The organism is Profundibacterium mesophilum KAUST100406-0324 (assembly GCF_009835145.1).
GTDB lineage: Bacteria > Pseudomonadota > Alphaproteobacteria > Rhodobacterales > Rhodobacteraceae > Profundibacterium > Profundibacterium mesophilum.
The window spans coordinates 26057-47528 of the sequence record NZ_APKE01000003.1 but is presented as its reverse complement, the minus strand read 5'-3'; the positions used below and the strand labels follow the sequence as shown (position 1 = coordinate 47528).

The following is a 21472-nucleotide window of genomic DNA, read 5'->3' as shown; positions in this document are numbered from 1 at the left end:
CCGGTCGATCCAGGCTGGACCGGACGCCTGGGTCAGGCCGCGTCGCGGACGCTGCCATCCATGAACGGATAGTCGACATACCCTTCGGCGCCGCCACCGTAGAAGGTGCTCTGATCTCCCTCGTTGAGCTCGGCATTCTTCTCGAGCCGCTCGGCGAGATCGGGATTGGCGATGTAGGGACGCCCGAACGCCACCAGATCGGCCTCGCCGGCATCGACCGTGGCGATCGCATCCTCGCGACCGTAGCAGTTGTTTGCCATGTAGGCGCCGTTGAAGAGCTTGCGCATCGCCGCGACGCTCTGCCCGGTCTCGAGCGTGCGCCCGGCCCCGGTATCGCCCTCGATGACATGCAGATAGGCAAGCCCGAACCGATCCAACCCCTTCACCAGGTGCTCGAAGAGCGGCTGCGGGTCGCTGTCCTCGAGGTTGTTGAACCCGGAGAACGGCGAGATGCGGATGCCGACGCGATCGCCGCCCCAGACGGAGCAGACGGCCTCGGTCACTTCGAGCACCAGACGCGCGCGGTTCTCGATGCTGCCGCCATACTGGTCATCGCGCTTGTTCGCACCATCGCGCAGGAACTGGTCCAGAAGGTAGCCATTGCCCGCATGGATCTCGACGCCGTCGAACCCGGCGGCCTTCGCATTCTCGGCGGCCTTGCGGTAATCCTCGATGAGGCGCGGGATCTCGGAGGTTTCGAGCGCGCGCGGATCGGAGGTGTCGACGAAGCCATCCTGCGTCACCGTCTGGCCGCCGGCATTGATCGCCGAAGGGGCGACGGGGGCCTGGCCACCGGGTTGCAGGGAGACATGCGAGATGCGTCCGACGTGCCAAAGCTGCAGGATGATCTTGCCGCCCTTGGCATGGACCGCCTCGGTCACCTTCTTCCAACCGGCGATCTGCTCGTCCGTGTAGATGCCCGGCGTCTGGACGTAGCCCTTGCCCTCGGGGCTGATCTGCGTCGCCTCGGTGATGATGAGGCCGGCGCCGGCACGCTGCGTGTAATAGGTGACGTGCAGGTCATGGGGCGCATCGCCCTCGGCGCTGGCACGGTTGCGGGTGAGCGGGGCCATCACGATCCGGTTCTTGAGATCGAGCGCGCCGATCGTGACGGGGGTGAAGAGTTTCTCGGTCATGAAGTTAACCTTCCATTATGCTGAACTGTCGATCTAAAGGCTCGCCGCCCTCGATCAAGCCCCCGCCCGGCGCAGCCTCTGTGCGCCAGAGCGCGAAACGGCACTGCGGATATGCCTCCGAGTCCGGATCGCCCTCCGCCCGGGCCGAGCGCGGCGTCAGGGTCCGCCCGCACCGGTTGTCGGGGCAAGCCCGGACTCGCCCGTTAACCTTAACTTACCCCCTCAACCCATTAACCTTAAAGGTTATTACAAGTTGAAATGACACGGCGGCGCGTTAACGCTTCGGTAACCTTTACTCGAGAGGAGACTTTGCCGAATGTCCCGTATCGCCTTCCCCGCCCTACTCGCCGCGGCGCTCTTCGGGGCCTTCCCCCATGTCGCCGGGGCCGCCACCACGGATTATGCCGGCGATGCGCCCGAGCATGTGTGGAATTGCATTCCCTTCTCCTGCCCCGGACGGTTCGGCGATCACATGGGCTTCGTCTACTCCGATATCCTGCCGCTCGATCTGCGCGCCGGGGATGTGATCGCCTTCGACATGGCGCGGGTGAACGACATGCCGATCGACCTCATCCTGTCGCTGGGATCGGGCGACGACTTCGTCACCGTGGCCCGCACCGACAAGGGTATTCTCGGCGATACCGTGATCGGCAATTACGACGTCACATTCACCCTGACCGAATCCTTCTCCTTCGCGGGCGGTGAGCTCATCGTCGATTTCGCGACCACCGCCCTGAGCGCGACGGATACCAACTACGAGGCCGGCCTGGTCGGGTCCGCCTCCAATCCGCACGCCGTGCGCCGCTATTTCTCGGGAATGCGCCCCGGCGACATGACCCATAGCGACACGGCGGCCAACGCCAACATGCGCATCGATCAGGCCGCCCCCCTGGCCGGCATCGCGCCGGTTCCGCTGCCAGCCGGTCTCCCGTTGCTCGGCGGCGGGCTCTTCGCGCTTTCGTTTCTGCGCCGCCTCGCGCGCCGGGGCTGAAGGCCGGCGCGCGCCGCCCGGACCGCAGACGCGCGCGCCATGTCAGAGCCTCGGGATATCACCTTCGGCACGGGCAGTGTGGAAATCGGCCTCGAAGGCATCGAACTGCCCGACCGCGATCGCCCCGCGCAAGCCTTCCATCAGGTCCTGATAGTATCGCAGGTTGTGCCATGTCAGCAGCATGCCGGAGATCATCTCCTGCGCGCGGAAGACATGATGCAGGTAGGCGCGCGAGTAATTCCGGCAGGCGGGGCAGTCGCAGTTCTCGTCGAGCGGGCGCGGATCGTCCTGGTGGCGCGCGTTCTTGATATTCACCACCCCGTTGCGCGTGAATGCCTGTCCGGTGCGCCCCGAGCGCGACGGCAGGACACAATCCATCATGTCGATCCCACGCTTGACCGCCCCCACGATATCGTCGGGCTTGCCCACCCCCATGAGATAGCGCGGCTTGTCCTCGGGAAGCATGTCCGGCGCGTAGTCGAGCACGTCGAACATCGCCTCCTGGCCCTCGCCGACGGCGAGACCGCCCACCGCGTAGCCGTCGAAGCCGATCTTGCGCAGCGCCTCGGCGCTCTCCTCGCGCTGGCCTCGAAAGACGCTGCCCTGCTGGATGCCGAAAAGCGCATGACCCGGACGATCCCCGAACGCCTCCTTCGACCGCTGCGCCCAGCGCATCGACATGCGCATGCTCTCCAGCGACACCCCCTCCTCCGCCGGGAAGGGTGTGCATTCGTCGAAGCACATCACGATATCGGAGCCCAGCATCCTCTGGATCTCCATCGAACGCTCTGGCGTCAGCTCGTGCAGCGAGCCGTCGACATGGCTCTTGAAGGTCACGCCCTGCTCGCTCATCTTGCGCAGCCCCGACAGGCTCATTACCTGGAACCCCCCCGAATCGGTCAGGATGGGACGCTCCCAGTTCATGAAACGGTGCAGCCCGCCCCGTCGCTCGATCCGCTCCGCCGTCGGCCGCAGCATCAGGTGATAGGTGTTGCCGAGAAGGATATCGGCACCCGTCTCGCGTACGCTTTCCGGCAGCATCGCCTTCACCGTGGCAGCCGTGCCCACGGGCATGAAGGCGGGGGTTCGGATCTCGCCACGGGGCGTTGCGATGGTGCCGGTTCGGGCCCGCCCGTCGGTCGCTGAGAGGGAAAAGGAGATGCGTGTCATGGCGCTGCGATAGCCGCGCCGCGTCCGCGATGCAATCCGCATCAATCCGCCGCCACACGGCCCGCAGGCGGAAGCCTCTTGGACGCCCGCACCATCCCCGCTGCCCGAACCCGGACGGCCCCGCAGACAAGGCTCCAAGGAATGACTTGATCGCGGCGCCCCGCTCCCCCATCACACCGCGACGATCGGCGCGGCGGACCGGGGGCGCGCGGATCGCCGTCGGCCGGTGGAAAACGCGGCGGGCGTCGACGCGAACATGAACGGGGACATGAGATGGACCAGGAAATCAGGCTGGGATGGGAAGAGTGGATCGGCCTGCCCGATCTGGGGCTGCCGGCCCTGAAGGCGAAGGTGGATACGGGCGCCAGGACATCGGCCCTGCATGCCTATGACATTGAGCCCTTTGGCCCCTCCGCCAAGCCCAAGATCAGGTTCCAGATCCAACCGATCCCGGGGCGCTCCGATCTCGTCATCGCCTGCTCGGCGCCGATCCTCGACCGGCGCGACGTGACCTCCTCGAATGGCGAGACCGAGCTGCGCTACGTGATCGAAAGCCGGATGCATGTCGGCGGGCGCGACTGGCCGGTCGAGTTGACCCTGACCGATCGCGGCTCGATGGCCTACAGGATGCTGCTGGGACGGCAGGCATTCACCGAAGATGTCGTGATCGACCCCAACAGCCGGTTCTGCCAGCCCGAGCTGAGCTACGATGTCTACCACTCGGCCAAGGTGCGCGAGGTCGCCCCAGACCGTGCCCTGCGCATCGCCGTGCTCAGCCGCGAGAGCGACAGCTATTCGACCCGCCGGCTGGTGGCCGAGGGCGAAAAACGCGGCCATGTGATCGAGGTAATCGACACGGTGCGCTGCTACATGGTGCTCAACGCGCTGAACCCCGAGGTGCATTACGATGGCAAGCGTCTGCCGCGCTATGATGCGGTGATCCCGCGCATCGGCGCCTCGATTACCCCCTACGGCGCCGCCGTGATCCGCCAGTTCGAGACCATCGGCACCTATTGCGTGAACGGCTCGGAGGGCATCACGGCAAGCCGCGACAAGCTGCGCGCCCACCAGATTCTCGCCCGACACAGGATCGGAATGCCGACCACCGCCTTCGCCGCCTCGCCCAAGGATACCGGCAACCTGATCGGTCTCGTCGGGACCGCGCCGCTCATCGTCAAACTGCTCGAATCGACCCAGGGCAAGGGCGTGGTGCTGGCCGAGACGCGCAAGGCGGCCGAATCGGTGATCTCGGCTTTCAGGGGCCTGCGCGCCAATTTCCTGGTCCAGGATTTCGTGAAGGAGGCCGCCGGCGAGGACATTCGCTGCCTGGTACTGGGCGGCAAGGTCGTGGCCTCCATGAAGCGGACGGCGGCCACCGGAGAGTTCCGCTCGAACCTGCACCAGGGCGGCAAGAGCGCCAGCGTGCGCATCACCAAGGAGGAGCGCGAGACCGCGCTCAGGGCCGCGCGCGCTTTCAAGCTGGGCATGGCGGGTGTCGACCTGCTGCGTGCCTCGGACGGGCCGAAGGTTCTCGAGGTGAACTCTTCGCCGGGGCTCGAGGGGATCGAGAGGACGACCTCCAAGGATCTTGCCGCGTTACTCTATGAGGTGATCGAGAAGCGCGTGCGCCCCTCCCCTGTCAGAAAGCCGCGCAAGGGCAGGTAACCCGCCCTGCCTTGCGATTGCCGCGCCACCGCCTTGGGGGGGAACCCTGGTGCTGCTTTCCTGTTGAAACCGCAAGCACGACCCCCAGAAGGACGAAACAGATGCAGCCTGCCGCGTGCACAGATGCCATTCCGAAAGCTCCGGTCGGGATGGGGGGCACGATCACCGCGGCGGGATATCTGTGGCTTGCACTCTGGCTCGCCATGTCCGCCATGCTCTTGGCGCCTGCGGCCGCGATCGCGCAATCCTCTCCCTATTTCGAGATCGATCGCCTCAATCCCGGCCTTCCCGATCCGCCGCCCAGTGTCGACCGGCGCACCGCGCATGGCGCCATGGCCAGTTTCATCGACCTGACGGAGCTTGGCGATTACGAAGCAGCGCGACACCTTCTGAACCTCTCGGCCCTGCCCGAAGGGATGCAGGCGCAAAAGGGCGCGGAACTGGCGCGCGAGCTTGGGCTGGTCATCGACCGCAAGGTCATCGTGCCATGGGACAGCCTTCTCGACCGGCCCGACAACCTCGATGCGACGGGCAGCGATCGGCTCGCCTCGGCCGGGGAGCCGCGCTATTCGGTGCTGATCGGACGCATCGAGAACGGGCGGCGCGACGGGGCGATCCGCCTTAACCGCGTCAAACCGGGCAACGGCGATCCCGCTTGGGTCTTCTCGCGCGAGACGGTGGCGCAGATCGAGGCCTTCTACAGGCAGCACGGCCCGACAGCGCTGGAGCGCGCCCTCCCCGCGGGCCTCAAAATGGAAACATTCTTCGGCCTCGCGCTTTGGGAGCTGATTGCGCTTCCGGTGCTGATCGTGGTCGCGCTGGGGATCGGGCGCCTCAGCTATCTCGCCTTCCGCAGCGCCGGCGAGCAGGCGAACGGGACCATTGCCTCCGTCGTGTTCGACTCGATGCGCTGGCCTTCGGTGATCGCCATCGTCGCCTCCGTCCTGCTGATCAGCACGAGCTGGATCTTCGTCTTCTCGGGGCCGATCTCGACGATCGTGAACCCGTTGATTGCCATTGGCTTCATCGCCGCGATCTTGCTTTTCGGCCTGAAACTCATCGACACGCTGATGCGCCAGTTCGTCACCTTCGACATGGGCGAGCTGGCCGAGCATGACCAGGATGCCACGCGCTCGCTCGCCACTTCGATGGCTGCCGTCCGGCGGGCGCTGATCGTGGTGGCGGTGCTCGTCTCCGGCGGCGTCTTCCTCACGTCGGTGCAGCTTTTCGGCGCGCTTGGCCTGTCGATCCTCGCCTCTGCCGGCGCGATTACCCTGATCTTCGGTTTCGCCGCTCGCCGAGTGCTGGGCAATATCCTCGCCTCATTGCAGATCGCCCTCAACCGCTCGGCCCGGATCGGCGACCAGGTGCTCTTCGAGGATACCTGGTGCACCGTCGAGCGCATTCACTTCACCTTCGTGCAGCTCAAGATCTGGAACGAGGACAGGCTGATCGTGCCGGTCGAGCGCTTCGTCTCGGACAAGTTCATCAACTATACCCTTGCCACGTCGCAGCAGATCAGGACCGTCAAGCTCACCCTCGCCCAGACCGTCGACATGGAGGCGATGCGCGAGGCCTTCATGGACATGCTCGCCGAGCAGGATGGCGTGATCGCCCCGAAAGAGGCGATGATGCGTGTCTATGACCAGGATGCATTCGGCGTCGTGCTGCGCTTCCAGTTCCGCGCCGAGGACCCCAACAAGGGCTGGACCGCGGAATGCGAGCTGCGCGAAAAGCTGATGACCGCGGCGCAGAAACTCGAAAACGAAAGCGATGTCCCCACCCTTCCCTCGGGCGGAATGGACATGCCCGACGGTGGGTGATCACGCCGCGCCGCCGGGGCGGGGTCTGGACGTGGGCCCATGCAATCCTTATATCTTTCGTCAGGTAAAAGCAGGACAGTTCAGATCATGACCGCTCAATCATCGACGCCGCTCGCCGCCGACCAGATGGAAGGCGCCCCGCTGATCAAGCCATCGAGCACGGACCATCCCTTGCATGAAAGCATCGTCGAGGCCTGCCGCACGGTCTACGATCCCGAGATCCCGGTCAACATCTTCGACCTGGGCCTGATCTACACGATCGAGATTTCCGAGCAGAACGAGGTCGTCGTCACGATGTCGCTGACCGCGCCGGGCTGCCCGGTGGCCGGAGAGATGCCGGGCTGGGTCGCCGAGGCGATCGAACCCATTGCCGGGGTGAAGAGCGTCGACGTGCTCCTGACCTGGGAGCCGCCCTGGGGAATGGACATGATGTCCGACGAGGCCCGGCTGGAGCTCGGCTTCATGTGAGGCCGCGCCGGGGGTGCCCGCACCCCCGGACCCCCGGAGGTATTTCGGGCAAAGGTGAGGGGAAGGCCGCTTTTCCCCGCAGCCGCGACAGGCACCGCGAAGGCGGGCCGCAGAATGCGCTAGAGGAGACAAGCATGTTCGCCATTCCCGGCAAGCAGGCCGTGACGATCACCGACGCCGCCGTGAGGCAGATCGCGAAGCTGATGGACCGCGACGGACATCAGGGATTGCGGATCGGCATCAAGAAGGGTGGTTGCGCAGGCATGGAATATACCATGGATTACGTGACCGAAGTCGACAAGCACGACGAGGTCGTAGAGCAGGACGGCGCCAGGGTGATGATCGCGCCGATGGCGCAGATGTTCCTCTTCGGGACGGAGATCGACTACGAGACTACGCTGCTGGAATCGGGCTTCCGATTCCGCAACCCCAATGTCGCGGATGCCTGCGGCTGCGGTGAGTCGATCAAGTTCAAGGATATTGACGAGCTCAGCGCCGAACGCGAGGCCTGAACGCGGCGCATGGCGGCGGCGTTGTGTCGCCGCCATGCGCATGTCACTGCGCGGCCTGCTCGGCTGCCGCATTCTCGGCCTCGATCCGCGCGGCGCGTTCCTCGATCAGTTCGACGATGTGATCGACCATCTTCTCGTTCGACAATTTATGGCTTTGCTTGCCGGCCATGTAGATCATGCCGCTGCCGGCCCCGCCCCCGGTGAAGCCCAGATCGGTCATCAGCGCCTCGCCCGGACCGTTGACCACGCATCCGATTATGCTCAGGCTCATCGGGATGCGGATATGGGCGAGGCGCTCCTCGAGCGCCTCGACCGTCCGGATCACGTCGAAGCCCTGGCGGGCGCAGGACGGACAGGAGATGATGTTGACGCCGCGATGACGCAGGCCGAGGGATTTCAGGATCTCGAATCCGACGCGCACCTCTTCGACCGGATCGGCGGACAGGGAGACGCGAAGCGTATCACCAATTCCCATCCATAGAAGGTTGCCCAGCCCGATCGCCGATTTCACGGTCCCGGCATTGAGGCTCCCCGCCTCGGTGATCCCGAGATGGATCGGTGCATCCGTGGCCTCGGCAATGCCCTGATACGCGGCCGCCGAAAGGAAGACGTCAGACGCCTTCACGCTGATCTTGTAGTCGCGGAAATCGTTGTCCTCGAGCAGGCGGATGTGATCCATCGCGCTTTCGACCATCGCCTCCGGACAGGGTTCGGCGTATTTCTCCAGCAGATGCCGCTCGAGACTGCCGGCATTCACGCCGACCCGGATCGAGCAGCCGTGATCCTTGGCGGCGCGGATCACCTCCCTGACGCGGCTGTCGTCACCGATGTTGCCGGGGTTGATCCGCAGGCACGCGGCGCCCGCCTCGGCGGCCTCGATCGCGCGCTTGTAGTGAAAGTGGATGTCGGCCACGATCGGAACCGGGCTCTCGCGCACCACGTCGCGCAACGCCCGGCTGGCGGCCTGGTCCGGCACCGACACCCTGACGATATCCGCACCCGCCTCGGCGCAGGCCTGCACTTGCGCGATTGTCGCCGCGGTATCCGAGCTGTCGGTGTTGGTCATCGTCTGCACCGCGATCGGCGCATCGCCCCCCACGGGAACGGAGCCGACCATGATTTGCCGGGATTTTCGGCGTTCGATGCTGCGCCAGGGGCGCACGGGATTATGAGCCATGATCCAGATCCTTGCAGGCCGGGAATCCTTGCGGTCCCGGCAGGAATTGTCGCCGCCTAGATAGGCGTTCGGGGACGCGGGCACAATCGCATGGCCAAAAGCTCACGGGTCGGTGAGGCGGCGCACGGGAAACTGCCCGTCCCGGCGGCCTATTCGGTGGCCGCGCCGGGACGTTCGGGAGAGGAAAGGTCGAGCTCGGCCACCACGCGGGCGAGATCGCGGTCACGGCTCAGATCGGCCACCGCGTAGGAGGAGGCGAGCGCGCCGGGGGCCAAGGCCAGATTGCTCGTCACCGCGCCATCGCGTCCCGCCGGTCCGTAGCTTTGGCCGTTGATCGCGAAGTAGATGGCACCGGACTCGCCCGTGCGCAGCGTTGCGGGTTCTTCGGTCGCAGGCAAGACGAAGCGGTCCCCCTCGTTCATGATCTTCTCGAAGATCACGGTCCCGTCGGCGGCCTTCACGCGCACCCAGGATGGGCGCACGGCAAACATCACCAACTCGGGAGCGCCCTCGGCGACGACCTGTACCGTATCGGGATCGCTGCTCCCCGCCGCTTCCAGAACGGCGGCATCGACGGCTGCGGCAAGGCGCGGATCGACAGGGACATCTGCCTCGGCGATGGTCGCGCTGGCGGCCGCCGTGACCTCGGCGGGCGCATCGCTGCCGCTATGCGGCGAGACAGTGCGCTCGGACGCCACGAGCCGGTCGGTCGGGCCGCTGCGCTCGGGCATGGCCCCCATGACGCGCGGATCGAGGGTGGAGATCGGACCGTCGCGGGCCACGAGAACGGGTACGTCGAGAGCCTTGGGACGATAGAGCCGATCGAGACGGTCCGCATCGCGCGCAGCGACCCCCGCATCCGCCTCGTCATCCGTAACCGACAGGGCCGCGCCGTCGAGGGGATCGAGCTCGGCGAAGACATCCGGCGTCTGCTCGACGGGCACGAATTGCACCCTTTGCACCTCGCTCAGGACCGCGAAACCGCCATAGCCCAGAAGAGCGATCAGACCGGCGAGGACAGCGACGGAACCGACTGCCCCGGGCTCGATCCGCGAGAGCATGCTGTCGCGTGGGGGAGTGAAGCTGAGAGCGCTTTCGGCGAAGGGATCGCGCGGGGCGGCATCGCCGCGCGCCGGCTCCGCCCGCTTGACCGAGGCCGCCGAGGACATGCCGTGGGCCGTCTCGAAATTGCTCTCGGCGCAGAAGGCCCGCCAGGCCCATTCGGGATCGAGCTCGAGATAGCGCGCATAGGAGCGGACGTAGCCGGCGATGAAGCCGGGCGTCTCGAAGGCCGTGGGCTCGGCATTCTCGATCGCGGCGATATAGGTCGCCTTGATCTTCAATTCGCGCTGAACGTCGAGCAGCGACTTGCCGAGCGTAGCACGCTCGCCGCGCATCACGTCGCCAAGGCGCATGTCGAAATCATCGAAGCCACGCGGCTCCTCTACCGGCCCGAGGTCCGGCTGTTTGAAACGGCCGATCATGTCCTGTGCTTTCCGGTCACTGCCACCCCCGCGGAATCGATCCCGCCGGAACCGTACCGCTTGTTTGTTACCAAGCTACCACAAGCTCAGCGGGAATGCACAGGCTCAAAGCCCTCAAGCCGACAGTTCGGCGCGATTCAGCGCACAGTGCGACCAGAGCGCATCGAGCGATGTGACGAGCCTGTCCATCTCGTCAGGTCCGTGCACCGGGGAGGGCGTGAAGCGCAGACGCTCGGTGCCCCGCGGTACGGTGGGGAAATTGATCGGCTGCACGTAGATCCCGTAATCCTCCAGAAGCATGTCCGATAGCTGCTTGCAATGGACCGGATCGCCGACATGGACGGGAACGATATGGCTGCCATGATCGATCAGGGGCAGCCCGAGCCCCTTGAGGCGGGTCTTGAGGATACGCGCCTGCGTCTGCTGGCTGTCGCGCAATCCCTGGTCGGCCTTCAGGTGCGCGACGCTGGCGGCGGCGCCGGCGGCCACCGCGGGGGGCAGCGAGGTCGTGAAGATGAAGCCCGGCGCATAGGAGCGGATCGCGTCGCACATCTTGGCGCTCGCCGCGATGTAGCCGCCCATCACGCCGTAAGCCTTTGCCAGCGTGCCGTTGATGATGTCGAGCCGGCCCATCAACGCATCGCGCTCGGCCACGCCCGCTCCGCGCGGGCCATACATGCCAACCGCGTGGACCTCGTCGATATAGGTCAGCGCGCCGAACTCGTCGGCAAGGTCGCACAAGGCCTCGATCGGGCCGAAATCGCCATCCATCGAATAGATGCTCTCGAAGGCGATGAGCTTCGGCGCCGCCGGATCATCCGCCTCGAGGAGCGCCCGCAGGTGCTCCACGTCATTGTGACGGAAAATCCGCTTGGCTCCGCCATTGCGGCGCACACCTTCGATCATCGAGGCATGGTTCAGCGCATCGGAATAGATGATCAGACCGGGAAAGAGCTTGGGCAAGGTCGAGAGCGTCGCGTCATTGGCGATATAGGCCGAGGTGAAGAGCAGCGCCGCTTCCTTGGCATGCAGATCGGCAAGCTCCCTCTCCAAACGCTTGTGGTAGACGGTCGTGCCGGAAATGTTCCGCGTCCCGCCCGAACCTGCGCCCGTGGCCTCGATCGCCTCGTGCATCGCCGACAGCACGGCGGGATGCTGTCCCATGCCGAGATAGTCGTTGCCGCACCACACGGTCACCGGACGGGTGGTGCCGTCCTCCCGGCGCCACAGCGCATGCGGGTAGTTGCCGCGCTCGCGCTCGATGTCGATGAAGGTCCTGTAGCGTCCCTCGTCATGCAGCCGTTGCAGCGCCGCGTCGATCCCTGCCGAGTAATCCGTCAAACCGCCTGTCTCCCGCACTGCCTTCCGATCACATTCCCAAGGTTGCATATGCCTATCGACTTGGCAAATGCCGACCTTTCGGTTCCTTCACACTTTCGCGCGATGGACGGCAAGGTGCAATGCGACCATTCGCGCCCCCGGCCCCGGCGTGGACGGCCGCGGCGCGGCAGAACATGGCCCGATTGCGGCACGGTGGCGGCAACGGCTGGACAGGCGGCATGGGGCTGGTAGTGTCGCGCCGACCTTACCGGAGCCTTACATGACCCTTGCCGCCGTGCTCGACCGCATCGATTCCGATCTTCCGCATGCCACCGAACGCCTGTTCGAGCTGATGCGCATCCCGTCGATCTCGACCGATCCGGACCATGCCGGCGATTGCGCCCGTGCCGCCGAACATGTCGCGGCCGAGCTGCGCGCGCTCGGGATCGAGGCCGAAACCCGTATCACGCCGGGCCATCCCATGGTCGTGGGCCATGGCGGGAGCGGTGATCGGCACCTCCTCTTCTACGGCCATTACGATGTGCAGCCCGTCGATCCGCTGGAGCTGTGGGACCGCGACCCGTTCGACCCCGCGCTCGAGCAGACGCCCGCGGGCACGGTGATCCGGGGGCGCGGCGCGGCCGATGACAAGGGCCAGCTGATGACCTTCATCGAGGCCTGCCGGGCCTGGGTCGCGGTGCATGGCTCCCTGCCCTGCCGCATCACCTTTTTCCTGGAAGGTGAGGAGGAATCGGGCTCGCCCTCCCTCGTTCCCTTCATGGAGGAGAACCGCGAGGAACTGTCGGCCGATGTCGCGCTGATCTGCGATACCGGGATGTTCTCGGAGGGCACACCTGCGATCACCACGATGCTGCGCGGTCTCGTGGGCGAGGAGGTGACGATCACCGGCCCCTCCAAGGATCTGCATTCGGGACAGTTCGGTGGCCCCGCGATGAACCCGATCCGGGTGCTGGCCGGCGTTGTCGCCGGTCTGCACGACGCGGCCGGGCGCGTCACCGTGCCCGGCTTCTACGATGGCGTTCCCGAGATGCCCGAGGACATCCTCGAACAATGGGAGGCGCTGAACTTCGATGCGGGCGACTTCCTCGGCAAGGTCGGCCTGTCGCATCCGGCTGGCGAGGCGGGCCGCACTCCGCTCGAACAGCTCTGGGCGCGGCCGACCTGCGAGGTGAACGGGATCTGGGGCGGCTATACCGGCAAGGGGTTCAAGACCGTCCTGCCAGCCAAGGCGCATGCCAAGATCAGCTTCCGCCTCGTGGGCGATCAGGATCCCGCCGCGGTGCGCGAGAACTTCCGCCAGATGGTCCGCGACAAGATGCCCCCCGATTGCACGGCAAGCTTCCACGAGCACGGAGCCGCCCCCGCCAGCCAGATGGAGATCTCCGATCCCGCCTTTGCCGCGGCGCGCGCGGCCCTGTCGGATGAATGGCCCAACCCGGCCGCCTATGTGGGCGGCGGCGGGTCGATCCCGATCGCCGGGTATTTCAAGACGGTGCTGAACATGGATTCGATGCTGATCGGTTTCGGCCGGGACGACGACCAGATCCATTCCCCGAACGAGAAATACGACATGGAAAGCTTCCACCGGGGCACGCGCAGCTGGGCACGCATTCTCGACGCGCTGCGCTGACCTCCGAAGGCCGGGCGCGATCACGCCGCTCCCCGCGATGCCCCTGCCAACGCAGCACAAGATGCGGACATCCCGGACCCGGCGCGTTCGGGGCGCTCCACCCGGCGCCCGTTGGCCATGTCCCCGCACCCGCCCCATGGCGCGCAGGCATGCCGGCCCATTCCCGCCCCATAACCACGCCCGCGCCTCCGACGGGCAATGCGAGAGGCTTCATGACTGATCCCGCCGCCCCTCTTGCCGCAAGCGCGGCCGACCCCCTGCCCATCATCATCGACACCGATCCGGGGCAGGATGATGCCGTCGCCATCCTGCTCGCCCTCGCCTCGCCCGAGATCGAGGTGCTGGGCCTGTCCGTGGTGGCTGGCAATGTCCCGCTGGAGTTGACCGCGCGCAATGCCCGCATCGTGTGCGAGCTGGCGGGCCGCACCGATCTGCCCGTTCACGCGGGCTGCGCCCTGCCCCTGCGCCGCCCCCTCGTCACCGCCGAGCAAGTGCATGGCAAGACCGGGCTCGACGGGCCGGTTCTGCCCGAGCCCGCCATGCCGCTGGCGCAGGGGCATGCGGTCGATTTCATCATCGACACGCTGCGCGGGCGCGCCGCGCGAAGCGTCACGCTCTGCGCGCTGGGGCCGCTCACCAACATCGCCACCGCGCTTGAGCGGGCGCCCGACATCGCCGAGCGTATCGGGCGCATCGTGCTGATGGGCGGGGCCTATTTCGAGGTGGGCAACATCACCCCCGCCGCCGAGTTCAACATCCATGTGGACCCCCATGCCGCCGCGTCCGTCTTCGCCTGCGGGGCGCCGATCACGGTCCTTCCGCTCGACGTGACGCACAAGGCCCTCGTCACCCGCGCCCGCAACGACGCCTTTCGCGCGCTGGGCACCCCGGCGGGACGGGCGGTGGCCGAGATGACCGACTTCTTCGAGCGGTTCGATCTGCGGAAATACGGAAGCGAAGGCGCCCCCTTGCACGATCCTTGCGTCATCGCCTGGCTGCTCGCGCCGCAGATCTTTTCCGGCCGCGAGGTCAATGTCGAGATCGAGACCACCTCCGAGCTTACCATGGGCATGACCGTCGCCGACTGGTGGGGCGTGACCGATCGTCCGGTGAACGCGCTCTTCATCGGCGATCTGGACGCCGATGCCTTCTTTTCGCTCCTGACCGAACGCTTGGGGCGCATCGCGCCCGCGGTGCCGGCGGCATGAGCGTGACGTTGCGCATCGCCGGGACGGGGGATGCGGACCGTCACGTGCAGATGATCGAGACGGCGCGCGAGGAGGCCGGTGCGCCGTTCGACGCGGAGACACTCCGCCCGGCCCTCTTGCCACTGCTCGACGGCACCATGCCTTTCGGAACGGTCTATCTCGTCGGTCCTCCACGCAGTCCGGTCGGGTTCATCCTGCTCGGTTTCGGCTACGAACTCGCGGCGGGGGGAATCACCGCGCGGATCGAGGAGATCTACATAAGAGCGGCGGTTCGCGGACGGGGAATGGGCGGCGAGGCGATCTCGGCCCTGATGCGCGGCCTCGACGGGCACGGGGTCGTCGAGCTGCGCGTGATGACCCAAGGGGCAGGTACCCCGATCGGACGCATCTGCACGCGGCTGCGCTTCGTCGAAGCCTCCCGCCCCTATCTGTCCCGCGCGATCTAGCGCCTGAAACGCGGCGCACGGTGCCGGCCGGAGCGCCGCCACCACCCCTGAACTCCTGAAACGCAGCGCACGATGCCATCTCGCGCTTTGCCCGGCCCGGCGTTGCTGCTTTCGCCGTCCTCCCCGGCCCGTCGATCCTGCCTGCCCCCATTCGCGAAGGCGCCTTCGGGGCTGGCAGGGAGCGGATGCAGTTCCTACCTGATGGGAAAGGGAGATCGTCATGAGCCTGCAATTCGCCTTCGACAACAGCTACGCCAGACTGCCCGGGCACTTCTATAGCCGCATCGACCCCACACCGGTGCGCGCGCCGGTGCTGCTTGCCCTGAACCACGCGCTTTGCGGCACGCTCGGCCTCGATGCGCAGGCCCTGTCGGGCAGCGAGGGGCTCGCGGTCCTGTCCGGCAATGCCGTGCCGCCCGGCGCCGAGCCGCTTGCCCAGGTCTATGCCGGGCATCAGTTCGGCGGCTGGGTGCCGCGTCTCGGCGACGGGCGCGCCGTCCTCCTGGGCGAGCTGACCGGCAGCGACGGGCAGCGGTGGGACCTGCAGCTCAAGGGCGCCGGCCCGACACCCTACAGCCGGAATGGCGACGGCCGCGCCTGGATGGGCCCGGTGCTTCGCGAATATCTCGTCTCGGAGGCGATGCATGCGTTGGGCATACCGACGACCCGGGCGCTGGCGGCTGTTGCGACGGGCGAGGCCGTCCTGCGCGAGATGCCCCTTCCCGGCGCCGTCCTGACCCGCGTGGCGCGCAGCCATATCCGCGTCGGTACCTTCCAGTATTTCGCCGCGCGCGAGGATCACGATGCCTTGCAGCGCCTCACGAGCCATGTCATCGCCCGCCACTATCCCGAGGCGGACGGTGCGCTCGGCCTTCTCGAGGCGGTCGTCGAGGCGCAGGCCAGGCTCATCGCCAAATGGATGGGCGTGGGCTTCATCCACGGGGTCATGAACACCGACAACATGAGCGTTGCCGGCGAGACGATCGACTATGGCCCTTGCGCGTTCATGGATGCCTATGATCCGATGCAGGTCTTCTCCTCCATCGATCACATGGGCCGCTATGCCTACGGGCGGCAGCCCGATGTCGCGGTGTGGAACCTTGCGCAGCTGGCGACCGCCCTGCTGCCCCTGATGGGCGAGCGGGACGCGGCGGTGAGCCGGGCGACGGAGGCGGTGCACCGCTTTCCCGAGGTTTTCGGGGCGGCATGGCTGTCGGAGTTCAGGGGCAAGCTCGGGCTGGAACGCGCCGAGGAAGAGGATGGCGCGCTCATCTCGGCGCTGCTCGACAGGATGGCCTCGCAAGGGGCCGATTTCACCAACACGTTCCGCGCCCTCGGGCATGGGACCGCCCGCGCGCAATTCGCCGATCCCGCGGCCTTCGACGGCTGGGCCGAGGCCTGGCAGGCACGTCTGGCACGCGAGGGAGGCACAGCCGAGACACGCGTCGCCGCGATACTGTCGCGCAATCCCGGGGTGATCCCCCGCACCCACAGGATCGAGGCGGCGATCGACGCGGCCGTCGGCGGCGACATGTCACCCTTCGAAACCCTCCATGCCGCGCTCGCACGGCCTTTCGAGGACGACGCCGATCTCTCCCGTCCGCCCAGCGAAGCCGAGGCCGTCACCCAGACCTTCTGCGGGACGTGAACGCGCGGGGCGCGTGCCTCCGGCGGAGGTATTTGGCGCGAAGATGAAGCAGCGGCGCGCGTCCTCTCCGGGCGGAATGGACGCGCGCCGGTAGGTAGCCGGGCTCAGCCGCCGAGCATCCACTGGCCCTCGGGGTAGAAGGCATGGAAGGCGAAGGCGAACATCACGTCATGGACCACGTCTTCCCCGCCCGGGCCGCGGACCCGGATCATGCCGACATCGCGTCCCCGCGCAATCACGGCGTCGTCGAGGGCCGAGGCCTGTCCCGCGCTCCATTCGATGGTGATCCCCGCCTCGCGTAGCGGTGTTTGCCCGCGCAGTCGATCCAGCGGCCAAGCCTTGTCGCCCACGCGCAGGACCCGCGCAAGGGGCTTGATGCCATGCGGGGGCGGCGCGCCGGAATACAGGAACGGCTGTCTTGAGCGGTCATAACCGGCATAGGGGTTCGTTCCATAGGCCCGCGGCAGGGCCGGCTCCGCCATGACCATCGCGCCCTCGCGTTCCTTGAAGCGCTCCCAGCTTTCCATCCAGGTCGGGATCGGGCGCAGGGTCGCCCCGGTCAGCTCGCCCACGATCGCCGCGCCGATCACCTGTTGCCACCAGCTCTCGGTTTCCCGGTCGAACATCACCATGTCCGAATTGCGCAGCTTTCCCGTGACCCCGAACCGCAGGACCCTCCCGTCCACCCGGCGATCGAAGGTCATGGCAGAATTGCACAAGGGACAGAAGGTGACCGCCACGGGAATGCCGGCGACGGTATCGTTCACGATCTCGTGCCAGGTGAGGTAGCGCAGCGGGTAGGCGCGCGGAGCGGCGCCGTCGATGACGACCGCGACCACTGGCTCGAGGGGCGGAAGATCGACATCCTTCGCCGGCAGGAAGTCCGGATCGTCCAGGGCGGGAATGCCGTCGCGTCCCGGACCGCCCGAGACAATTTCGGTCCAGCTCTCGATATCGCGTTTCGTGAAATCGGTCCGCGGCCATTCGGAGCGCCAGAAGGTCGGCGGCTCCGGGATCGCCTGCTCCGCACCTTGGCCGGGAGGCGGCGTCGATGTCTGCGCCCCGGCGGGGACGGTCATCCCGCCGGCGGCGAGGATTGCGGCGGTCAGGCCGGCAAGCAGCCGGCGCGTTGCTCTGGTCATGGATGCCCCCCATCGGCGGGGCCATGATTGGCCCCAGCAAGAAGCATGACAGCCGGGGCGATTGGCTGCCAAGGGGGCTCAAGCGATAGTGAGCGGCCCGTGATCGGCGCCGGTCCCGCAAGGATACGGGAACGGCGCCGCCGGTTTCATTCGGTGACGGTGACGCTCTTCATCAGATCGGGCTTGTCGCGCACCGCTCCGCCGCGTCCTTCGCCGCGCTTGATCGCGTCGATCACCTCCATGCCTTCCGTCACTTCGCCAACGACCGTGTATTCACCTTCGAGGTGAGGCGCGGGGGCGAACATGATGAAGAACTGGCTGTTGCCGCTATCGGGATCGGCCGCGCGGGCCATGCCGACGGTGCCGCGCTCGAAGGGACGGTCGGAGAATTCGGCCTTCAGGTCGGGAAGATCGGAATCCCCCGAGCCCGCGCGGAAGAAATCGGCATCGGCGCGCCCGTACTGGACATCGCCGGTCTGCGCCATGAAGCCCTCGATCACCCGGTGAAAGAAGACATCATCGTAGCTTCCGCGCTCGGCAAGGGTGGTGATGCGCTCGACATGCCCGGGCGCCACATCCTCGAAAAGGTCGATCTTCACGGTGCCGTTCGCTTCGCCCGCAACCTCGATCTGGAGCCCCGTGGCATGCGCGCCGGTGGTCGCCGCGAGGGCGAGAAGCAGGCTGCAGGCTGTCAGTGTCTTACGCATCGGCCGCCACCTTCATGCTGACGATACGGTCCGGATTCGCCGGCGGCTCGCCGCGGGTGATCGCATCGACATGCTCCATGCCGGAGATCACGCGCCCGTAGACGGTGTATTGGCCGTTGAGGAAGCTGTTATCGGAGAAGTTGATGAAGAATTGCGAGTTGGCGCTGTTGGGATTGGCCGAACGTGCCGCGCCGATGGTGCCCCGCTCATGCGGCAGCTTGGAGAACTCGGCAGGAAGGTCGGGCATGTCCGAGCCGCCGGTGCCGGCGAGACGGATGTTGAAGTCCTTCTCGGCATTGCCGTTGGCCACGTCGCCGGTCTGCGCCATGAAGCCGTCGATCACCCGGTGGAAGACGACGTTGTCATAGGCACCGCTGCGCGCCAGCTCCTTCATCCGCGCCACATGCTGCGGCGCGACGTCCGGCAGCAGCTCGATGACGACCTGACCGTCCTTCAGCTCCAGAAGGATGGTGTTCTCGGGATCCTTGATGTCGGCCATTGCAGCCTCCTTGTATTTGCGATCGCGGCGGAGCCTAGACTTTGGGCCCCGGGAGGAAAAGGGTAAAGCCCCGCACAACCGGTTGAACTTGCCGGCGACATGCGGTGTTTGTAGAGCAGCCCGCCACGAGGAGACATCAATGGCCTGGAAGACACTCGACGACATGACCCTTTCGGGAAAGGTGGTTCTCACCCGCGTGGACATCAATGTTCCAATCGAGAATGGCACGGTCACCGACGCCACCCGCATCGAGCGGATCGTGCCCACGGTGAAGGATATCCTCAAGGCCGGCGGGCGCCCCGTGCTGATGGCGCATTTCGGCCGCCCCAAGGGCCAGCGCGATCCGTCGATGTCGCTCGCGCCGCTGGTGCCGGCGCTCGAAAGCGCGCTCGGGGCCACGGTCCGTTTCGCCGAGGATTGCATTGGCGGGCCGGCCAAGACGGCGCTGACAGCGCTTGGCGAGGGCGAGGTGCTGCTCCTGGAGAACACCCGCTTCCATCCCGGCGAGGAAGCCAATGATCGCCAGTTCGCCGCCTCCCTCGCCGCGCTGGGCGATATCTACTGCAATGACGCGTTCTCGGCGGCGCACCGTGCCCACGGCTCGACCGAAGGCATCGCGCAGCTCCTGCCCTCCTGCGCCGGCCGCCTGATGGCCGAGGAGCTTGGCGCACTCGAAAAGGCGCTTGGCGATCCCAGGCGCCCCGTGGCCGCCGTGGTGGGCGGGGCCAAGGTCTCGACCAAGCTCGACCTGCTGGGCAACCTCGTGCGCAAGGTCGATCACCTGATCATCGGCGGCGGCATGGCCAACACCTTCCTTTCCGCGCGCGGCGTCGATGTCGGCAAGTCCCTCGCCGAGCACGAGATGGCCGAAACCGCGAAGGATATCCTCGAGAAGGCGAAATCCGCGGGCTGCACCATCTTGCTGCCGGAGGACGTGGTGGTGGCGCGCGAGTTCAAGGCCCATGCCGAGACCGAAACCGTCGCCGCGCAGGACTGTCCGCAGGACGCGATGATCCTCGATGCCGGCCCGCGCAGCGTCGCGGCGATCGAGAAGGTCTTCGAGAATTGCCGGACCCTGATCTGGAACGGGCCGCTCGGCGCCTTCGAGATCGAGCCCTTCGACGCGGCGACGAATGCCGCCGCGCGCCGCGCCGCCGAACTGACCGCGCAAGGCGCCCTTGTCTCGGTCGCGGGGGGCGGTGATACGGTCTCCGCGCTGAACCGGGCAGGCGCGGCGGACGGTTTCACCTATATCTCCACCGCGGGAGGCGCTTTCCTCGAATGGATGGAGGGCAAGACCCTGCCAGGCGTCGCGGCGCTCGACCGCTGAGCCGCTTCCAGCCCCGGCTCCCGGCACGCGCCGCGGGGCACTGATCCGCGCGGGCCGCCCTTCTGTCGGGGGGCAGTTCGCGCCCCTAGCCAAGGATTCTCACATGCTTCAGCACACGCTCATCACCGGCGCTTCCGAAGGGATCGGCAAGGCCCTCGCGCGCCATGCCGCCGAACGCGGCCGCAACCTGATCCTCTCGGCACGTTCCGAGGAGAAACTCGAGGCGCTGGCCGAAGATCTGCGCCGTACCTACGGGCGCGACGTCGTCATCATCCCCGCCGACCTGTCGAAGGATGGCGAGGCCGAGCGGCTCTGGAAGGAGGCCTCGCAAGGGCGCCGGATCGACATCCTCGTCAACAATGCCGGGATCGGGCGCAACGGCCCCTTCGAGGACCTCGAGGGCTGGGAGCGCGAGCGGGACACGATCGAGATCAACATGACCTCGCTCACCCGCCTGATGAAGCTGGCGCTGCCCGGGATGCTCGAGACGGGCGCCGGCCGCATCCTCAACATCGCATCCATGGCCGGGATGATGCCGGGGCCGAACATGGCGGTCTATCATGCCAGCAAGGCCTATGTGATCAGCCTGTCGCGCGGCGTGGCCGAGGAGGTCCGCGAGCGCGGCGTGACCGTCACCGCGTTCTGCCCCGGCGCGACCCGCAGCAAGTTCTTCGAAAGTGCCGACATGCAATCCACCCGCCTTGCCAGCAGCACGAACCTGCCCGACGCGCAGGAGGTGGCCGAGGCCGGCTGGGCGGCGATGATGGAGGGGCGGCAGGTCTCGGTTCCGGGTGCCGCGAACAAGCTGGCCGCGCTGGGCGCCAAGCTGCTGCCGCATGCTGCGCTGAGCCCGGTGGTGCGCCGGGTCATGTCCCGCCAGAAGTGAGCCTCGCCGCATCGCGGGCACGGATCGCGGCGCGCCGAGCTCTGATGTTCGAAAAGAGCATGGCGCGCCGCGACCGTGACGGGTCATGCGGCCGCCGCACTCGCCGGGATTGTGAACTCATCACAGGGTGTTAGCGCCAAACCGTTTGCCAGCGGCCCTTCGCGCTCGTAAGCCATTTGACAAATGGTCTGACAATTTCGGAGACGCAG

The 21472-nt window shown here is 66.8% G+C and carries 19 protein-coding genes; 11 read left to right on the top strand and 8 right to left on the bottom strand.

Annotated elements, in window-relative coordinates; translation table 11 throughout:
• Positions 1-32 precede the first annotated feature (32 nt).
• On the bottom strand, positions 33-1136 hold the full coding sequence (locus PMES_RS01175) for an alkene reductase (RefSeq protein ID WP_159963702.1): 1104 nt from the start codon (positions 1134-1136) through the stop codon (positions 33-35).
• A gap of 316 nt (positions 1137-1452) precedes the next feature.
• Between PMES_RS01175 and PMES_RS01170 the strand changes: the two genes are divergently transcribed.
• Positions 1453-2127: a hypothetical protein gene (locus tag PMES_RS01170; protein ID WP_159963701.1), complete on the top strand. Its 675-nt coding sequence runs from the start codon at positions 1453-1455 to the stop codon at positions 2125-2127.
• A gap of 42 nt (positions 2128-2169) precedes the next feature.
• Here the strand turns inward: PMES_RS01170 and tgt are convergent, their stop codons facing one another.
• Complete coding sequence (gene tgt, locus PMES_RS01165) at positions 2170-3297, bottom strand: tRNA guanosine(34) transglycosylase Tgt (RefSeq protein WP_159963700.1); 1128 nt, start codon at positions 3295-3297, stop codon at positions 2170-2172.
• 273 nt (positions 3298-3570) lie between these two features.
• On the opposite strand from tgt, the gene rimK reads away from it, so the two are divergent.
• The 4 genes from rimK (at position 3571) to PMES_RS01145 (ending at position 7765) form a co-directional block, all read left to right on the top strand.
• Positions 3571-4962 (top strand): 30S ribosomal protein S6--L-glutamate ligase, encoded by a 1392-nt coding sequence (gene rimK, locus PMES_RS01160; RefSeq protein ID WP_159963699.1) that lies wholly within the window; start codon positions 3571-3573, stop codon positions 4960-4962.
• Between the two features lie 101 nt (positions 4963-5063).
• Complete coding sequence (locus tag PMES_RS01155; RefSeq protein ID WP_159963698.1) at positions 5064-6785, top strand: mechanosensitive ion channel family protein; 1722 nt, start codon at positions 5064-5066, stop codon at positions 6783-6785.
• An 87-nt stretch (positions 6786-6872) separates the two neighbouring features.
• Complete coding sequence (locus PMES_RS01150) at positions 6873-7253, top strand: SUF system Fe-S cluster assembly protein (protein ID WP_201288934.1); 381 nt, start codon at positions 6873-6875, stop codon at positions 7251-7253.
• A 134-nt stretch (positions 7254-7387) separates the two neighbouring features.
• The gene (locus PMES_RS01145) at positions 7388-7765 is read left to right on the top strand and encodes a HesB/IscA family protein (RefSeq protein ID WP_159963697.1); all 378 of its coding nucleotides are present in this window, start codon (positions 7388-7390) and stop codon (positions 7763-7765) included.
• A 43-nt stretch (positions 7766-7808) separates the two neighbouring features.
• Here PMES_RS01145 and ispG read toward each other — a convergent pair whose 3' ends face one another.
• From ispG to hemA, 3 genes are all read right to left on the bottom strand, one after another.
• Complete coding sequence (gene ispG / locus PMES_RS01140) at positions 7809-8942, bottom strand: flavodoxin-dependent (E)-4-hydroxy-3-methylbut-2-enyl-diphosphate synthase (protein WP_159963696.1); 1134 nt, start codon at positions 8940-8942, stop codon at positions 7809-7811.
• A 149-nt stretch (positions 8943-9091) separates the two neighbouring features.
• Positions 9092-10426, bottom strand: coding sequence for a helix-turn-helix domain-containing protein (locus PMES_RS01135; RefSeq protein ID WP_159963695.1), 1335 nt, complete (start codon positions 10424-10426; stop codon positions 9092-9094).
• Positions 10427-10540: 114 nt separating this feature from the next.
• Positions 10541-11815 carry a 5-aminolevulinate synthase gene (hemA, locus tag PMES_RS01130; protein WP_159963694.1) on the bottom strand — a complete coding sequence of 425 codons (1275 nt, stop codon included), beginning with the start codon at positions 11813-11815 and terminating at the stop codon, positions 10541-10543.
• A gap of 211 nt (positions 11816-12026) precedes the next feature.
• Here hemA and PMES_RS01125 point away from each other — a divergent pair, with 211 nt between their 5' ends.
• The 4 genes from PMES_RS01125 to PMES_RS01110 all read left to right on the top strand — a co-directional run bounded on the left by PMES_RS01125 (position 12027) and on the right by PMES_RS01110 (position 16699).
• Positions 12027-13397: a M20/M25/M40 family metallo-hydrolase gene (locus tag PMES_RS01125; protein ID WP_159963693.1), complete on the top strand. Its 1371-nt coding sequence runs from the start codon at positions 12027-12029 to the stop codon at positions 13395-13397.
• A 212-nt stretch (positions 13398-13609) separates the two neighbouring features.
• Positions 13610-14605 (top strand): nucleoside hydrolase, encoded by a 996-nt coding sequence (locus tag PMES_RS01120; RefSeq protein WP_159963692.1) that lies wholly within the window; start codon positions 13610-13612, stop codon positions 14603-14605.
• Positions 14602-15051, top strand: coding sequence for a GNAT family N-acetyltransferase (locus tag PMES_RS01115; RefSeq protein ID WP_159963691.1), 450 nt, complete (start codon positions 14602-14604; stop codon positions 15049-15051). The genes PMES_RS01120 and PMES_RS01115 overlap by 4 nt, the downstream gene beginning before the upstream one ends.
• Before the next feature lie 220 nt (positions 15052-15271).
• Entirely contained in the window at positions 15272-16699 is a 1428-nt protein-coding gene (locus PMES_RS01110; RefSeq protein WP_159963690.1) for a protein adenylyltransferase SelO, read from the top strand.
• A 104-nt stretch (positions 16700-16803) separates the two neighbouring features.
• On the opposite strand, the gene PMES_RS01105 is transcribed toward PMES_RS01110, so the two are convergent.
• From PMES_RS01105 to PMES_RS01095, 3 genes are all read right to left on the bottom strand, one after another.
• Positions 16804-17841, bottom strand: a complete 1038-nt coding sequence (locus PMES_RS01105; RefSeq protein ID WP_236549652.1) for a DUF3179 domain-containing protein — start codon at positions 17839-17841, stop codon at positions 16804-16806.
• Positions 17842-17987: 146 nt separating this feature from the next.
• On the bottom strand, positions 17988-18548 hold the full coding sequence (locus PMES_RS01100; protein WP_159963689.1) for a peptidylprolyl isomerase: 561 nt from the start codon (positions 18546-18548) through the stop codon (positions 17988-17990).
• Positions 18541-19047, bottom strand: a complete 507-nt coding sequence (locus PMES_RS01095; protein ID WP_159963688.1) for a peptidylprolyl isomerase — start codon at positions 19045-19047, stop codon at positions 18541-18543. The genes PMES_RS01100 and PMES_RS01095 overlap by 8 nt, the downstream gene beginning before the upstream one ends.
• A 139-nt stretch (positions 19048-19186) precedes the next feature.
• Here PMES_RS01095 and PMES_RS01090 point away from each other — a divergent pair, with 139 nt between their 5' ends.
• Positions 19187-20377, top strand: coding sequence for a phosphoglycerate kinase (locus PMES_RS01090; protein WP_159963687.1), 1191 nt, complete (start codon positions 19187-19189; stop codon positions 20375-20377).
• 103 nt (positions 20378-20480) lie between these two features.
• The gene (locus PMES_RS01085) at positions 20481-21263 is read left to right on the top strand and encodes an SDR family NAD(P)-dependent oxidoreductase (RefSeq protein WP_159963686.1); all 783 of its coding nucleotides are present in this window, start codon (positions 20481-20483) and stop codon (positions 21261-21263) included.
• Positions 21264-21472: the final 209 nt, after the last annotated feature.

Bases quoted from the DNA above. Each gene is read 5' to 3' on its own strand.
- PMES_RS01175 (WP_159963702.1), bottom strand. From the start codon at position 1,136: ATGACCGAGAAACTCTTCACCCCCGTCACGATCGGCGCGCTCGATCTC.
- PMES_RS01145 (WP_159963697.1), top strand. From the start codon at position 7,388: ATGTTCGCCATTCCCGGCAAGCAGGCCGTGACGATCACCGACGCCGCC.
- hemA (WP_159963694.1), bottom strand. From the start codon at position 11,815: ATGCAACCTTGGGAATGTGATCGGAAGGCAGTGCGGGAGACAGGCGGT.
- PMES_RS01155 (WP_159963698.1), top strand. From the start codon at position 5,064: ATGCAGCCTGCCGCGTGCACAGATGCCATTCCGAAAGCTCCGGTCGGG.
- PMES_RS01090 (WP_159963687.1), top strand. From the start codon at position 19,187: ATGGCCTGGAAGACACTCGACGACATGACCCTTTCGGGAAAGGTGGTT.
- rimK (WP_159963699.1), top strand. From the start codon at position 3,571: ATGGACCAGGAAATCAGGCTGGGATGGGAAGAGTGGATCGGCCTGCCC.
- ispG (WP_159963696.1), bottom strand. From the start codon at position 8,942: ATGGCTCATAATCCCGTGCGCCCCTGGCGCAGCATCGAACGCCGAAAA.
- PMES_RS01085 (WP_159963686.1), top strand. From the start codon at position 20,481: ATGCTTCAGCACACGCTCATCACCGGCGCTTCCGAAGGGATCGGCAAG.
- PMES_RS01115 (WP_159963691.1), top strand. From the start codon at position 14,602: ATGAGCGTGACGTTGCGCATCGCCGGGACGGGGGATGCGGACCGTCAC.
- PMES_RS01110 (WP_159963690.1), top strand. From the start codon at position 15,272: ATGAGCCTGCAATTCGCCTTCGACAACAGCTACGCCAGACTGCCCGGG.
- PMES_RS01150 (WP_201288934.1), top strand. From the start codon at position 6,873: ATGACCGCTCAATCATCGACGCCGCTCGCCGCCGACCAGATGGAAGGC.
- PMES_RS01100 (WP_159963689.1), bottom strand. From the start codon at position 18,548: ATGCGTAAGACACTGACAGCCTGCAGCCTGCTTCTCGCCCTCGCGGCG.
- PMES_RS01135 (WP_159963695.1), bottom strand. From the start codon at position 10,426: ATGATCGGCCGTTTCAAACAGCCGGACCTCGGGCCGGTAGAGGAGCCG.
- PMES_RS01105 (WP_236549652.1), bottom strand. From the start codon at position 17,841: ATGACCAGAGCAACGCGCCGGCTGCTTGCCGGCCTGACCGCCGCAATC.
- PMES_RS01095 (WP_159963688.1), bottom strand. From the start codon at position 19,047: ATGGCCGACATCAAGGATCCCGAGAACACCATCCTTCTGGAGCTGAAG.
- tgt (WP_159963700.1), bottom strand. From the start codon at position 3,297: ATGACACGCATCTCCTTTTCCCTCTCAGCGACCGACGGGCGGGCCCGA.
- PMES_RS01170 (WP_159963701.1), top strand. From the start codon at position 1,453: ATGTCCCGTATCGCCTTCCCCGCCCTACTCGCCGCGGCGCTCTTCGGG.
- PMES_RS01120 (WP_159963692.1), top strand. From the start codon at position 13,610: ATGACTGATCCCGCCGCCCCTCTTGCCGCAAGCGCGGCCGACCCCCTG.
- PMES_RS01125 (WP_159963693.1), top strand. From the start codon at position 12,027: ATGACCCTTGCCGCCGTGCTCGACCGCATCGATTCCGATCTTCCGCAT.